Source organism: Nocardioides sp. P4_G4 (assembly GCF_056401085.1).
Window position 1 is genome coordinate 32,826 of the sequence record NZ_JBFUKA010000023.1, and the last position, 14,384, is coordinate 47,209.

The following is a 14,384-nucleotide window of genomic DNA, read 5'->3' on the forward strand; positions in this document are numbered from 1 at the left end:
CGTCGGCCTTCATCCACAGGCCGGCGCACAACGCACGGAGATGCCCGGTCGGCGCCTTCAAACGGCACGGAAGTGCCCGGTCGGCCTCAGCGAACCGCCAGGAAGTGCCCGGTCGGCGTCAGAAGATGATGTCGCCGGACTTGCGGCGGCTGCGGAGCAGCTGGATCGCCTCGTCGAGGATGTCCGCCGCCTCGGTCTCCGAGCGACGCTCCTTCACGTAGGCGAGGTGCGTCTTGTACGGCTCGATCTTCGGCGCCGGCGGCGGGTTGTCACTGTCGAGGCTGGCCGGGAGGCCGCACTTGGGGCAGTCCCACGACTCGGGGACGTTGGCCTCGACCGAGAAGGTCACCACCGACCGGTGCTCGTGCGAGCAGAAGTAGGTCACCGCCTGGCGGGGAGCCGCCTCGCCGCGCTCCGCCTCGCCCATCGGGCCGGCACCGACCCGACTACCTCGGATCGCGTTTCCGCCACCACCAGCCACGTGTTTCTCCTTGCTCAAGACCCGGCGACGAGGTCGCCGGGGACACGATCCCCGTCAACAGAACGTCAGGTGTACGCCTTGAGCAGGCCCAAGGCGATGATGCAGGCGAACCAGATGATGCCGACCCCGATGGTGAACCGGTCGAGGTTGCGCTCGGCGACGGACGAACCTCCCAGGGTGCTGGAGACCCCGCCACCGAACATGTCCGACAGTCCGCCGCCGCGGCCCTTGTGGAGCAGCACCAGCAGGATGAGGATCAGGCTCGTGATGACGAGCAGGATGGTGAAGAGCGGAATCACGAGCGGAAGCCTACGTCACACGGTCACGGATCAGAGGACCGGCATCTCGTAGAACCGGCAGATTCCGCCGAACTCGTCGACCTGGAGGCTCGCACCCCCGACGAGACACCCGTCGACGTCCGGCTTGGCCATGATCCCGGCGACGTTCGCCGCCTTCACCGAGCCGCCGTACTGGATGCGTACGCCGTCCGCCGCGTCGTCGCCGTGGACCTCGCGGATGCGCTCGCGGATCGCCCCGCAGACCTCCTGCGCGTCCTCGGGCGTGGCGACCTCACCGGTGCCGATGGCCCACACGGGCTCGTAGGCGATCACGAGGCCGGCGACCTGCTCGGCGGTGAAGCCCGCGAGCGAGCCGTCGACCTGGGCCAGGGTGTAGGGGACCTGCTCGCCGGCCTTGCGGACCTCGAGCCCCTCGCCGACGCACACGATGGGCGTCATGCCCGCGGCCAGTGCCTTGTGGGCCTTGGCGTTGACCGTTTCGTCGGACTCGGCGTGGTGCTCGCGACGCTCGCTGTGCCCGACGACGACGTACGAGCAGCCGAGCTTGGCCAGCATGGCCGCCGAGATCTCACCCGTGTAGGCGCCGCCGTCGTGCATGGACACGTCCTGGGCGCCGTACTTGAGGGAGAGACGGTCGCCGTCGACCATCGTCTGCACCGAGCGCAGGTCGGTGAACGGCGGCACCACGACCACCTCGGCCTTGCCGTAGTCGTGGCGCTTGTCCGACAGGGTCCAGGCGAGCTTCTGGACGAGCACCACGGCTTCCTGGTGGTTGAGGTTGCTCTTCCAGTTGCCGGCCATGATCGGGGTGCGGCTCATGCGGTCATTTCCTTTCGAGTACGGCGATGCCGGGCAGCTCTTTGCCCTCGAGGAACTCGAGGCTGGCGCCGCCGCCGGTGGAGATGTGGCCGAAGGCGGCCTCGTCGAAGCCCAGCTTGCGGACCGCGGCGGCGGAGTCGCCACCACCGACCACGGACAGGCCGTCGACCTCGGTGAGCGCCTGCGCGACGGCACGGGTGCCCTCCGCGAAGGCGTCGACCTCGAAGACGCCCATCGGGCCGTTCCAGAACACCGTCCGGGCGTCGGCCAGCGCGGCCGCGAACGCGGCACCGGAGTCGGGTCCGATGTCGAGACCGAGCGCGTCGGCGGGGATGGCGTCGGCGGCCACCACCCGCGGCTCGGGATCGTGGTCGGCCGACGGGAACGTGGTGTCCACCACGACGTCGGTCGGCAGCACGATCTCCACACCCCGCTCGGTCGCCTCCGCGAGGTAGCGCCGGCAGGTGTCGAGCTGGTCCTCCTCGAGCAGGCTCTTGCCGACCTCGTGGCCCTGGGCCTTGAGGAAGGTGAAGACCATGCCGCCACCGATGAGCAGCTTGTCGGCCTTGCCCAGCAGGTTGTCGATCACCCCGAGCTTGTCGGAGACCTTCGACCCGCCGAGCACGACGACGTACGGGCGCTCGGGCTCGACCGTGAGGCGACGCAGCACGTCGATCTCCTTGGCCACGAGGCCGCCCATGGCCGACGGCAGGCGCAGCGCCACGTCGTACACGCTGGCCTGCTTGCGGTGCACGACGCCGAAGCCGTCGGAGACGAACGCGTCGGCGAGCTGGGAGAGCTGGCCGGCGAACGAGGCGCGCACCTCGTCGTCCTTGCTCGTCTCGCCCGCGTTGAAGCGGACGTTCTCGAGCAGGGCGACCTGACCGTCCTGCAGCGCCGCGACCGTCTCGGTGGCGCTCTCGCCCACCGTGTCGGTCGCGAACGCGACGTCCTGCCCGAGCAGCTCGCCGAGGCGCGCGGCGACCGGGGCCAGGCTGTACCTGGCGTCCGGCGCGCCGTCGGGACGGCCCAGGTGGGCGGTCACGACGACGCGGGCGCCGGCCTCGGAGAGCTGCGTGATGGTCGGGACGCTCGCGCGGATCCGCCCGTCGTCGGTGATGCGGCCGCCGTCCAGCGGCACGTTGAGGTCCGAGCGGACCAGGACGCGCTTGCCGCGCAGGTCCCCCAGGGAGGCGATGTCCGACACGTCAGAGGGTCTCGCCGACGTAACCGATGAGGTCGACCAGACGGTTGGAGTAGCCCCACTCGTTGTCGTACCAGCCGACGACCTTGACCTGGTTGCCGATGACCTTGGTCAGCGGTGCGTCGAAGATGCACGACGCCGGGTCGGTGACGATGTCGGAGGAGACGATCGGGTCGGTGGAGTACTTGAGGTAGCGGCCGTCGGCGGCCTTCTCGACCGCGGCGTTGACCTCCTCGACAGAGGTCTCGCGGCCGGCCTCGAACGTGAGGTCGGTGGCGGAGCCGGTCGGGACCGGGACGCGCAGTGCGTAGCCGTCGAGCTTGCCCTTGAGCTCGGGCATGACCAGGCCGATGGCCTTGGCGGCGCCGGTCGAGGTGGGCACCACGTTGAGGGCGGCGGCGCGGGCGCGGCGCGGGTCCTTGTGGATGTTGTCGAGCAGGTTCTGGTCGGCCGTGTAGGCGTGCACGGTCGTCATCAGGCCCTTGACGATCGTGAACTCCTCGTGGAGGGCCTTGGCCATCGGGGCGAGGCAGTTGGTCGTGCACGAGGCGTTGGAGATGACCGTGTGCTTGGCCGGGTCGTAGAGCTCGTGGTTGACGCCCATCACGACGGTGATGTCCTCGTTGGAGGCGGGCGCCGAGATGATGACCTTCTTGGCGCCGGCGTCGACGTGGGCGTGGGCCTTCGTCGCGTCGGTGAAGAAGCCGGTGGACTCGACGACGACGTCGACACCGAGGTCGCCCCACTTGAGGTTGGCCGGGTCGCGCTCGGCGAAGGCCGTGATCGTCTGGTCGCCGACCTTGATCGAGGTGTCGTCGCTGGTCACGTCGGCGTCGAGGCGGCCCAGGATCGTGTCGTACTTGAGCAGGTGGGCGAGCGACGCGTTGTCGGTCAGGTCGTTGACGCCGACGATCTCAATGTCGGCGCCCGACGCGCGCACGGCGCGGAAGAAGTTGCGGCCGATGCGGCCGAAGCCGTTGATACCTACGCGAACAGTCACTGCGGTACTCCTCAGGGAAACGAGCGTGTGGGGTTCAGGTGGCTCGACGGCACGCAGGCGCGCACGTCGGCGTCTGCGACGACCCTATCGCGCTGGCTCGTCGCGTGCCGGGGGCCGTATCGGCGTACGTACAGGTAACAGCGAACGGTCGCAGGACCGCGGACCCAGGGTCCGCCGGCGCGGTCCCGCTCAGGCTTCCTCGGCCAACATCTCGGGCGTCAGGGACGCCTCGGTGTCGGGGATGCCGAGCTCCTCGGCGCGCTTGTCGGCCATGGCGAGCAGCCGGCGGATCCGGCCGGCGATCGCGTCCTTGGTCAGCACCGGGTCGTGGAGCTGCCCGAGCTCCTCGAGGCTGGCCTGCTTGTGCTCGAGCCGCAGGTGGCCGGCGAGCTTGAGGTGGTCGGGAACCTCCTCGGCCAGGATCTCCAGGGCCCGCTCGACGCGGGCCCCGGCGGCGACGGCCGCGCGGGCGGAGCGGCGCAGGTTGGCGTCGTCGAAGTTGGCGAGCCGGTTTGCGGTGGCGCGGACCTCGCGGCGCATCCGGCGCTCCTCCCAGGCCATCAGGGACTCGTGCGCCCCGAGACGGGTGAGCAACGCACCGATGGCGTCCCCGTCGCGGATCACGACGCGGTCCACGCCGCGGACCTCGCGGGCCTTGGAGGAGATGCCCAGGCGGCGGGCCACCCCGACGATGGCGAGCGCGGCCTCGGGGCCGGGGCAGGTGATCTCGAGGGACGAGGAGCGACCGGGCTCGGTCAGCGAGCCGTGGGCGAGGAAGGCACCGCGCCAGGCGGCGACGGCGTCGCAGCCGCCGCCGGAGACCACGGCCGGCGGGAGTCCACGCACCGGGCGCCCGCGCTGGTCCAGCAGGCCGGTCTGGCGCGCCAGCGCCTCACCGTCCTTGACCACGCGCACGATGTAGCGGCTGCCACGGCGGATGCCGTTGCCCTGGACCATGACCACGTCGGACTGGTGGCCGTAGACCTCGGCGATGTCCTTGCGCAGGCGGCGGGCCGCAGCGCCGGTGTCCAGCTCGGCCTCCACCACGATGCGCCCACTGACGATGTGGAGCCCGCCCGCGAAGCGCAACATCGAGGCGACTTCGGCCTTCCGGCAGCAGGTCTTGGTGATCTGGGTGTTGGCGAGCTCTGCCTTCACCTGTGCCGTCATCGCCATGGCCCCGATCCTGCCATGCCGGTCAATCATGTCCGGCAATCACGCACGCGATCGGTCGCCGCCCCTCACCCCGACGGGCGGTGGGGGTCTCAGACGCGCGAGACGATCTCCTCGAAGGCTGCCGCGAGGCGCGCGTGGTCGTGCCGGTCGGAGGCGTCGTCTGCCGCCACGTCGGCCAGCACCAGCTCGGCGCCGGAGGACGTGACGAGCCTGCGCAGCTCGTCGGGGTGCGCCACGCTGCCCCGGTCCGCGAGGACCGTGTGGATCTTGAGGTCGGGAGCGTGCTCGAACAGGGCAGAGAGGTGGTCCTCCGGCCCGAAGCCGGGGGTCTCCCCCTCCTGCGGCTCGAGGTTGAGGACCACGACCAGCCGGGCCGCGGTGCTCACCAGGGCCTCGCGCAGGCCGGGGACCATCAGGTGCGGGATCACCGAGGTGAACCACGAGCCGGGGCCGAGGAACACCCAGTCCGCGCCCATGATGGCCTCGACGGACTCCGGGCAGGCCTGCGGCGTCGGTGGGTCCAGGGCCACCGAGACGATGTCTCCCTCGGTCGTCGCGACCTCCACCTGGCCGCGCACCGTGGTGGTGCGGGCGCGGTCCGTGGCGTCCAGCCCGCGCACCTCGGCGGTGATGTCCATCGGAGTCACCGCCATCGGCAGCACCCGACCCTGGGCGCCGAGGAGCCGGCCGACCCAGTCGAGGGCCCGCACGGGGTCCCCCATCAGCTCCCACAGCCCGACGATCAGCAGGTTGCCGATCACGTGGCCGTGCATGTCGCCCTCGCCCTTGAAGCGGTGCTGGACGACCTCGGCCCACGTGCGACCCCACTCGTCGTCGCGGCACAGGGCGGCCAGGGCCATCCGCAGGTCGCCGGGCGGCAGCACGCCGAACTCCCCGCGGAGCCGACCGGAGGAGCCGCCGTTGTCGGCGACGGTGACGATCGCGGTGAGCGAGTCGATGGTGAGCTCGGCCTCGAGGCGCCGCAGGGCGCTCAGGGTGGCGAACAGACCGTGCCCGCCACCCAGGGCGACGGCAGCCTGGGCGGTGTCGCGTGCCATCAGCTCACTCCCGGCCCAGGTCGCGGTGCCGGGCGCCGGTGTCGTGACCCAGGTGGCGCAGGCGGGCGGCGATCTCCTCGGTCATCGCCACGCTGCGGTGCTTGCCGCCGGTGCAGCCGATGGCCACCGTCATGAATCGCTTGCCCTCGCGCAGGTAGCCCTCCGCCGCGGTCTCCAGCACCGGGACGTACTGCTCGAGGAAGTCGGCGGCGCCGGGGCGCTCCTTGACGTACGTCGCGACCGCCTCGTCGCGCCCGTTGAGCGCCCGCAGCTCCGGGACCCAGAACGGGTTGGGCAGGAAGCGCATGTCGGCCACGAAGTCGGCGTCGACCGGGATGCCGTACTTGAAGCCGAAGCTGGTGACGGTGACCTTGAGCCGCGTCGACTCCGCGGTGCCGAAGGCCTCGGCGATGCGGTCCGTGAGCTGGTGGACGTTGAGGTTGGTGGTGTCGATGACCACGTCGGCGTCGCCCCGCAGCTCGGCCAGCACCTCACGCTCCCGGTGCAGGCCGTGCAGGAGACGGCCGCTGCCCTGCAGGGGGTGGGGCCGCCGGGCGGCCTCCTGGCGGCGGACGAGGACCTCGTCGGTGGCCTCGAGGAACAGCAACGTGGTCGGTCGCCCGGTGACGCCCTGGTGGCGGTTGGCCTGGAGGGAGTCGAAGAACGAGCCCGAGCGCACGTCGACGACCACGGCGATGGGCTGGCCGATCCCGTGGTTGTCGTCGACGAGGCGCACGACGTCGCGCACCAAGGTGGGCGGCAGGTTGTCGACGACGAAGAAGCCGAGGTCCTCGAGCTCCTTGGCCGCCGTGCTGCGCCCGGCGCCCGTCATGCCCGTCACGATGACCAGCTCGGCCGGCTGCGGATCCATCAGTCCTCCTCGATCTCGCCCGTGGCGGTGTTGATCCGCGGGCCTCCAGTCTTGCGGGTCGCGGCCGCACCGGCGACCGCCTCCTTGATCGACGCGGCGGTGCGGGGGCCGATGCCCGGCACCAGGGCGATCTCGTCGGTGTCGGCCTCACGGAGCTTCTTGAGGGACCCGAAGTGCTTGAGCAGGGTCTTGCGACGGACCTCCCCCAGCCCGGGCACGTCGTCGAGCACGCTCTCCACCATGGTCTTGGAGCGCCGGGAGCGGTGGTGGGTGATCGCGAACCGGTGGGCCTCGTCACGCACCCGCTGGAGGAGGTAGAGCCCCTCGCTGGTGCGCGCCATGATCACCGGGTCCTCCTCGTCGGGCAGCCACACCTCCTCGAGCCGCTTGGCCAGGCCGCACACCGGGATGTCGTCGATGCCGAGCTCGGCGAGGGCCTGCTGGGCCGCCGCCACCTGGGGCGGTCCGCCGTCGACGACCACCAGCCCGGGTGCGTAGGCGAACTTGCGTGGCCGACCGGTCTCGGGATCGACCAGCATCGGACCCGACTCGGTGCTCACGGCCTCGGAGCGGGCCTGCTCGTCGAGGAGCCGGCGGAACCGGCGCGTGATGACCTGGTGCATGTGGGCGACGTCGTTCTGCCCGACCTGCTCGGCACCGTCCTCGCCCCTGATGACGAACCGGCGGTACTCCCCCTTGCGCGGCAGCCCGTCCTCGAAGACCACCATCGAGGCCACCACCTCGGTGCCCTGGAGGTTGGAGACGTCGTAGCACTCGATGCGCAGCGGCACCTCGTCGAGGCCCAGTGCCTTCTGGATCTCCTCGAGGGCACGGTTGCGGGTGGTCAGGTCGCTGGCGCGCTTGGTCTTGTGGAGCGCGAGGGCCTGCGACGCGTTGCGTCCGACGGTCCCCTGCAGGTCGAGCTTGGCCCCCCGCTGCGGGACCCGGATGGCCACCCGGCTCCCCCGGATGTCGCTGAGCAGGTCCTCGAGCACCGCCGCATCGGGGGGCAGGGCGGGCACCAGCACCTCGCGCGGGATCGAGGAGGCGTCGTCGTCGGCCGCGGCGCCGCCGTAGAGCTGGAGCAGGAAGTCCTGGACCAGTGCGGGGGTGTCACCGTCGTCGGAGCGGTCGGCGACCCAGCCACGCTGGCCGCGGATCCGGCCGCCGCGCACGTAGAAGATCTGGACCGCCACCTCGAGCGGGTCCTCGGCGAGCGCGATGACGTCGGCGTCGGTGCCGTYGCCGAGCACCACCGCCTGCTTCTCCAGCGCCTTGCGCATCGCACCGAGGTCGTCACGGAGCCTGGCGGCCTTCTCGAAGTCCATCGCCTCGGAGGCGGCATACATCTCGCGCTCGATGCGGCGCACGAAGGCATTGGTGTTGCCGGCCATGAAGTCGCAGAAGTCCTCGACGATGCGCCGGTGCTCCTCCGGGGTGACGTTGCCGACGCAGGGCGCCGCGCACTTGTCGATGTAGCCGAGCAGGCAGGGACGGCCGATCTGGCTGGAGCGCTTGAAGACGCCGTTGCTGCACGAGCGCATGGGGAACACGCGCAGCAGCAGGTCGACGGTCTCGCGAATGGCCCAGGCGTGGCCGTAGGGACCGAAGTAGCGGGTGCCCTTGCGCTTGGCGCCACGCCCCACCATCACCCGTGGGAACTCGTCACCGAGCGTGACGGCGAGCCAGGGGTAGGACTTGTCGTCGCGGTACTTCACGTTGAAGCGCGGGTCGAACTCCTTGATCCAGCTGTACTCCAGCTGGAGGGCCTCGACCTCGGTCTTGACCACGGTCCACTCGACGCTCGCGCCGGTGGTCACCATGCTCGCGGTGCGGGGGTGCAGGTTGCCGATGTCCTGGAAGTACGACGAGAGGCGCGGACGCAGGCTCTTGGCTTTGCCGACGTAGATCACCCGCCCCTTGGCGTCGCGGAACCGGTAGACCCCCGGGTCGGTCGGGATCGACCCGGGGGCGGGTCGATAGCTGCTGGGGGTGGCCACACGACAACCCTACGGGCGGCCGGGGACAGCCCCAGCGGGGTGGTGACCGGGGCCCGGCACGGCCCCCTCGAACGGGTGCCCGGGGTCGGTCACGCCAAGGTGATCTTGTCGCCCTTGACGGAGATCGTGACCCCGTTGAGCGGGGCCGTGGCGGGCCCGGTGATGACCGAGCCGTCCTCCAGGGAGAACCGGCTGCCGTGGCAGTTGCACGGGATGTCACCCTCGGTGGACGCGCTGACGGCGCACCCCTGGTGGGTGCAGATGGAGCTGAACGCCTTGAAGTCGCCCTCGGTCGGCTGGGTGACGACGACCTTGTCGGCCTCGAAGACCGCGCACCCGCCCACCGGGATGTCGGAGGTGCTCGCGAGGACACCGCCGGCCGAGCCCGCGCCGGACGAACCCGAGGACGAGTCGGTCCCCGTGCCCGAGTCCCCGGACCCGCAGGCGGCGAGGACGGGGAGCGTCAGCCCGGCGGACGCGATCGCGGTGAAGCGACGACGGGAGACGGGGTGCTCGGTGCTCATGGGGGGGTGGCCTCTCGATCAGGTCAACGGGTGTCGTCCACGGTAGGCGACGACACCCAGCGGCCCGGCCGGAAGGCGCCGTCCGGACCTGCTCCTAGGTCGACGCCTTGCGCTTGGCGGCCGACTTCTTGGCCGCGGCATTCCTCGCGGCCTTCTTGGCCAGCCGCGTGGGCGGCTCCTCCTTGGGCGACAGGCGTCCGCGGGGCTGCTTGGCCGCACGTCCCTCCAGCATCGGCACCAGGTAGCGCCCGGTGTGGCTGTCGGGGTGGGCGGCGACGGTCTCGGGGGTGCCCTCGGCGACCACGATGCCGCCGCGCGAGCCACCCTCGGGACCCATGTCGACGAGCCAGTCGGCGGTCTTGATGACGTCGAGGTTGTGCTCGATCACCAGCACCGTGTTGCCGGCGTCGACGAGCTTGCCGAGCACGAGCAGCAGCTTGCGGATGTCCTCGAAGTGCAGGCCGGTGGTGGGCTCGTCGAGGACGTAGACCGTGCGGCCGGTCGAGCGCTTCTGCAGCTCGCTGGAGAGCTTGACGCGCTGGGCCTCGCCGCCCGAGAGCGTCGTGGCCGGCTGGCCGAGGCGGACGTAGCCGAGGCCCACCTCGCAGAGCGTCTTCATGTGCCGCGCGATCGGCGGGACGGCCGCGAAGAACTCGGCGGCCTCCTCGATCGGCATGTCGAGGACCTCGGCAATGGTCTTCCCCTTGTAGTGCACCTCGAGCGTCTCGCGGTTGTAGCGGGCGCCGTGGCAGACCTCGCACGGGACGTAGACGTCCGGCAGGAAGTTCATCTCGATCTTGATGGTGCCGTCGCCGGAGCACGCCTCGCAGCGACCGCCCTTGACGTTGAAGGAGAACCTGCCCTGCAGGTAGCCGCGCACCTTGGCCTCGGGCGTCGCCGCGAAGAGCTTGCGGACGTGGTCGAAGACACCGGTGTACGTCGCGGGGTTGGACCGCGGCGTGCGTCCGATGGGCGACTGGTCGACGTGGATGACCTTGTCGACGTGCTCGGTGCCGCTGATCCGGGTGTGCCGGCCGGGCACGGTCCGGGCGTTGTAGATCTGCTTGGCCAGCGAGGTGTAGAGGATGTCGTTGACCAGGGTCGACTTGCCCGAGCCGGAGACGCCGGTCACCGCACAGAAGACGCCGAGCGGGAAGCTCACGTCGACGTTGCGCAGGTTGTTCTCCTTGGCCCCGTGCACGGTGAGCTCGCGACCCTTCGTGCGCGGGCGGCGTACCTCGGGGACCGGGATCTGCCGGCGACCCGAGAGGTACTGGCCGGTAATCGAGTCGGGGTGCTCGTAGAGGTCCTTGACGCTGCCGCTGTGCACGACCTGGCCGCCGTGCTCACCGGCGCCGGGACCGATGTCGACGACCCAGTCGGCCGTGCGGATGGTGTCGTCGTCGTGCTCGACCACGATGAGGGTGTTGCCGAGCTCCTTGAGGCGCACCAGGGTCTCGATGAGGCGCTGGTTGTCGCGCTGGTGGAGACCGATGGAGGGCTCGTCGAGGACGTAGAGGACCCCGACGAGGCCGGCACCGATCTGGGTGGCCAGCCGGATGCGCTGCGCCTCTCCCCCGGACAGCGAGCCGGAGGGCCGGTCCAGCGACAGGTAGTCGAGGCCGACGTCGAGCAGGAAGTTGAGCCGCTGCTGGATCTCCTTGAGCACCTGCTCGGCGATCTGCTTCTCCCGCTGGGAGAGCTCGACGGTGTTGAGGTAGTCGGCGGCCTCGTTGATCGGCAGGGCGCAGACCTCGGCGATGTTCTTGCCTCCCTCCTCGCGCTGGCCGAGGGTCACCGACATCGAGACGGGCTTGAGCCGGCTGCCCTGACAGGCCGGGCAGGGCACCTCGCGCATGAAGCCCTCGAAGCGCTCCCGGCTGGTGTCCGACTCGGCCTCGTTGTGCCGCCGCTCGATGTAGGGGCGGACGCCCTCGAAGGCGGCGTAGTAGGAGCGCTGGCGACCGTAGCGGTTCTTGGTGACCACGTGGACCTTGGTCTTGTGGCCGTCGAGGATCGCCGTGCGGGCCTTCTGGCCGATCTCGTCCCACGGGGTGTTGAGGTCGAAGCCGAGCTCCTCGCCGAGGGCGTTCATCAGGCGCAGGAAGTAGTCGGCGACGTGGGCGTTGCTCCAGGGCTGGATGGCCCCCTCGCCCAGGGTGGCGCGAGGGTCGGGGACGACCAGCTCCGGGTCGACCTCCATCCGGGTGCCGAGGCCGTGGCACTGGGGGCAGGCACCGAAGGGCGAGTTGAAGGAGAAGGAGCGCGGCTCGAGCTCGTCGGTGTCGATGGTGTGCTCGTTGGGGCACGCCATCCGCTCGGAGAACCGCATCTCGCGGCCCGGGTCCTTGGCGTCGAGGTCGACGAAGTCGAAGACCACCAGTCCGCTCGCGAGGCGCAGCGCGGTCTCGACCGAGTCGGTCAGCCGGCGCTTGCTCGACTCCTTGACCGCGAGCCGGTCGACGACGACCTCGATGGTGTGCTTCTTCTGCTTGTCCAGCTTGGGCGGCTCGGCGAGCTGGTAGGTCTCGCCGTTGACCCGGGCACGGCTGAAGCCGTCGGTCTGCAGCTGCCGGAACAGCTCGACGTACTCGCCCTTGCGACCACGGATGACCGGGGCCAGCACCTGGAAGCGGGCACCCTCCTCCAGGGTCAGGACCTTGTCCACGATCTGCTGCGGGGTCTGCCGCTCGATCGGGGCCCCACAGACGGGGCAGTGCGGTCGTCCGGCGCGCGCGTAGAGCAGACGGAGGTAGTCGTAGACCTCGGTGATGGTGCCGACGGTCGAGCGCGGGTTCTTGGAGGTCGACTTCTGGTCGATCGACACCGCGGGCGACAGGCCCTCGATGAAGTCGACGTCGGGCTTGTCCATCTGGCCGAGGAACTGGCGTGCGTACGCCRACAGCGACTCGACGTAGCGACGCTGGCCCTCGGCGAAGATCGTGTCGAACGCGAGGCTCGACTTGCCGGAGCCCGAGAGCCCCGTGAAGACGATGAGCGCGTCGCGCGGGAGATCGAGCGAGACGTCCTTGAGGTTGTGCTCGCGGGCGCCGCGGATGATCAGCTGGTCGGCCACAGTAGTCCTCACTGCACAGGGGGGTCCGGGTCCGAGCGGTCGCTCGAGCAGACGATGGGTTCGAACAAGTGTTCGTCACACCGCGCCGGGTTGCAACCCGCCGCGCGGTCAGTTCTCGATCCTACGGGGCTGCACAGCACCCCTACGTGTGTGTTGAATGACAACCATGACCGACACCGCTCCCCCACGACCCGGGGCCGGGACCCCACCGTGGGTGCCCGCCCAGCTCGACCTCCTGGCCGAGGCCAACCCACGTCTCGTGCGCACGGTGGACGGCCTCGACGACGACGAGATGCGTCGTCCCTCGTTGCTGCCGGGGTGGACCCGAGCCCACGTCGTGGCCCACGTGGCGCTCAACGGCGAGGCCCTCGAGCAGGTGCTGGGCGCCGCGGCGCGCGGCGAGGAGCGACCCATGTACGCCTCCCCCGAGTCGCGCGACGCCGACATCGACGAGCTGGCAAAGGCCGAGGTCAGCGAGCTGCGGGAGCGTCTGCTGGCCTCGACCCACACCTTCGACCGGGCCGCGGCGGCGCTCGCCGGCGACACCTGGCACGCCCACTTCGAGCGGACCCCCGGCGGCCAGTCGATGGCGGTGGCCTCCGTGCCGCTGATGCGCCTGCGCGAGGTGGAGATCCATCACGCCGACCTCGGCGCCGACTACTCGGCGACCGAGTGGCCCGACGCGTTCTGCGCCGTGCTCATCGAGTCGATGACGAAGCGTCCCTACCCACAGCCGTTCCGCGTGATGGCCCGCGACCTGGCCCGGACGTGGGACCTCGGCGACGGCGCCGCCGTGRCCAACGTCACCGGCGACGCCGCCTCCCTGGGGTGGTGGCTGACCGGCCGCGGCGACGGCGCGGACCTCACCGTCGACCAGGACCGACTCCCGGAGGTGCCCTCGTGGTGAACGACGACCAGCAGGACGACTACACGGGCGACGTCTCGCCCGGCGGCACCCCCGACGTACGCCGCATCCGCTGCCTGACCGTCACCAAGGTGGCGGTCGACGCCGACATGTCCAACAACTGCTACCTCCTGGAGTGCACGGAGACCGGTGAGCTCGTCCTCGTCGACGCCGCGTCCGAGGCTCCCCGGCTGCTCGAGCTCATCGGGGACCGGTCGCTGACCACCGTGGTCACGACCCACCAGCACTGGGACCACCACCGCGCGCTGGCCGAGGTCGTCGCCGCGACCGGGGCGACGGTCGTGGCCGGTGAGGCGGACGCCGACGCCATCACCGAGCAGACCGGCGTCGAGGTGACCCGTCGGGTCGGTGACGGTGACCGGATCGCCGTCGGCACGTGCGACCTCGAGGTCATCCACGTGGCCGGTCACACGCCGGGCTCGATCTGCCTGTACTGGCCGCAGGACGGCGGACACCTCATCACCGGCGACTCTCTCTTCCCGGGCGGGGTCGGCAACACCCGCGGTGACGCCGGCGCCTTCCAGCGGCTGCTCGGCGACGTGGAGACCAAGCTCTTCGGCGCCCTCCCCGACAGCACGTGGTTCTACCCYGGCCATGGCAACGACTCGACCCTCGGCGCTGAGCGGCCACACGTGGCCGAGTGGCGCGAGCGCGGCTGGTGAGCGCCCGGGTCGTGACCTGAGTTAAGGCGACCGAGTTGGTCGAACAGGCCCGCCGTGCCCCGCTGTTGCCTGTCGTGACCGCGTGACGGGGAACGTAAGAGGACGGGGGTCGCTGTGATGGCGACGGCGATTGGCGTGCTCACCGGATGCGGCGGCGATAGCGGCCAGAGCGCAAGAGACACCGACGCTCGGGTGGCGTGTACGAACGTCGTGAAGGGCCTGCTCGACAACCCCTCAACCGCTGACTTCGCGTTGATGCCGGCGACCATCGAGCCTGACGCCATCGTCC

The 14,384-nt window shown here is 70.6% G+C and carries 13 protein-coding genes; 2 read left to right on the forward strand and 11 right to left on the reverse strand.

Annotated features, from left to right (window positions below; all coding sequences use genetic code 11):
- Window positions 1–118: 118 nt before the first annotated feature.
- From AC1DQF_RS07495 to uvrA, 11 genes are all read right to left on the reverse strand, one after another.
- Window positions 119–481: an RNA polymerase-binding protein RbpA gene (locus AC1DQF_RS07495; protein WP_082623847.1), complete on the reverse strand. Its 363-nt coding sequence runs from the start codon at window positions 479–481 to the stop codon at window positions 119–121.
- A 65-nt stretch (window positions 482–546) separates the two neighbouring features.
- Entirely contained in the window at window positions 547–780 is a 234-nt protein-coding gene (gene secG, locus AC1DQF_RS07500) for a preprotein translocase subunit SecG (protein WP_056924563.1), read from the reverse strand.
- Window positions 781–810: 30 nt separating this feature from the next.
- Window positions 811–1,599 carry a triose-phosphate isomerase gene (gene tpiA, locus AC1DQF_RS07505; RefSeq protein WP_477524585.1) on the reverse strand — a complete coding sequence of 263 codons (789 nt, stop codon included), beginning with the start codon at window positions 1,597–1,599 and terminating at the stop codon, window positions 811–813.
- Window positions 1,600–1,603: 4 nt separating this feature from the next.
- Window positions 1,604–2,806 carry a phosphoglycerate kinase gene (locus tag AC1DQF_RS07510; protein ID WP_477524586.1) on the reverse strand — a complete coding sequence of 401 codons (1,203 nt, stop codon included), beginning with the start codon at window positions 2,804–2,806 and terminating at the stop codon, window positions 1,604–1,606.
- A gap of 1 nt (window position 2,807) precedes the next feature.
- Complete coding sequence (gene gap / locus AC1DQF_RS07515; RefSeq protein WP_477524587.1) at window positions 2,808–3,803, reverse strand: type I glyceraldehyde-3-phosphate dehydrogenase; 996 nt, start codon at window positions 3,801–3,803, stop codon at window positions 2,808–2,810.
- 189 nt (window positions 3,804–3,992) lie between these two features.
- The gene (whiA, locus tag AC1DQF_RS07520) at window positions 3,993–4,979 is read right to left on the reverse strand and encodes a DNA-binding protein WhiA (RefSeq protein ID WP_457205829.1); all 987 of its coding nucleotides are present in this window, start codon (window positions 4,977–4,979) and stop codon (window positions 3,993–3,995) included.
- A gap of 89 nt (window positions 4,980–5,068) precedes the next feature.
- Complete coding sequence (locus AC1DQF_RS07525; RefSeq protein WP_477524588.1) at window positions 5,069–6,037, reverse strand: gluconeogenesis factor YvcK family protein; 969 nt, start codon at window positions 6,035–6,037, stop codon at window positions 5,069–5,071.
- Window positions 6,038–6,041: 4 nt separating this feature from the next.
- Window positions 6,042–6,908 carry an RNase adapter RapZ gene (gene rapZ, locus AC1DQF_RS07530; RefSeq protein WP_477524589.1) on the reverse strand — a complete coding sequence of 289 codons (867 nt, stop codon included), beginning with the start codon at window positions 6,906–6,908 and terminating at the stop codon, window positions 6,042–6,044.
- On the reverse strand, window positions 6,908–8,908 hold the full coding sequence (uvrC, locus tag AC1DQF_RS07535; RefSeq protein ID WP_477524590.1) for an excinuclease ABC subunit UvrC: 2,001 nt from the start codon (window positions 8,906–8,908) through the stop codon (window positions 6,908–6,910). Before uvrC ends, rapZ begins: the two co-directional genes overlap by 1 nt.
- An 89-nt stretch (window positions 8,909–8,997) precedes the next feature.
- Window positions 8,998–9,432 (reverse strand): QcrA and Rieske domain-containing protein, encoded by a 435-nt coding sequence (locus tag AC1DQF_RS07540; protein WP_477524591.1) that lies wholly within the window; start codon window positions 9,430–9,432, stop codon window positions 8,998–9,000.
- Between the two features lie 94 nt (window positions 9,433–9,526).
- Window positions 9,527–12,508, reverse strand: a complete 2,982-nt coding sequence (gene uvrA / locus AC1DQF_RS07545; RefSeq protein WP_477524592.1) for an excinuclease ABC subunit UvrA — start codon at window positions 12,506–12,508, stop codon at window positions 9,527–9,529.
- Between the two features lie 166 nt (window positions 12,509–12,674).
- On the opposite strand from uvrA, the gene AC1DQF_RS07550 reads away from it, so the two are divergent.
- On the forward strand, window positions 12,675–13,415 hold the full coding sequence (locus tag AC1DQF_RS07550) for a maleylpyruvate isomerase family mycothiol-dependent enzyme (RefSeq protein ID WP_477524593.1): 741 nt from the start codon (window positions 12,675–12,677) through the stop codon (window positions 13,413–13,415).
- Window positions 13,409–14,095 (forward strand): MBL fold metallo-hydrolase, encoded by a 687-nt coding sequence (locus AC1DQF_RS07555; protein WP_477524594.1) that lies wholly within the window; start codon window positions 13,409–13,411, stop codon window positions 14,093–14,095. Before AC1DQF_RS07550 ends, AC1DQF_RS07555 begins: the two co-directional genes overlap by 7 nt.
- Window positions 14,096–14,384: the final 289 nt, after the last annotated feature.

What these genes read in the sequence shown, in the direction of transcription:
- tpiA (WP_477524585.1), bottom strand. Translation starts at nt 1,599, where the DNA reads ATGAGCCGCACCCCGATCATGGCCGGCAACTGGAAGAGCAACCTCAAC.
- whiA (WP_457205829.1), bottom strand. Translation starts at nt 4,979, where the DNA reads ATGGCGATGACGGCACAGGTGAAGGCAGAGCTCGCCAACACCCAGATC.
- AC1DQF_RS07525 (WP_477524588.1), bottom strand. Translation starts at nt 6,037, where the DNA reads ATGGCACGCGACACCGCCCAGGCTGCCGTCGCCCTGGGTGGCGGGCAC.
- rapZ (WP_477524589.1), bottom strand. Translation starts at nt 6,908, where the DNA reads ATGGATCCGCAGCCGGCCGAGCTGGTCATCGTGACGGGCATGACGGGC.
- AC1DQF_RS07540 (WP_477524591.1), bottom strand. Translation starts at nt 9,432, where the DNA reads ATGAGCACCGAGCACCCCGTCTCCCGTCGTCGCTTCACCGCGATCGCG.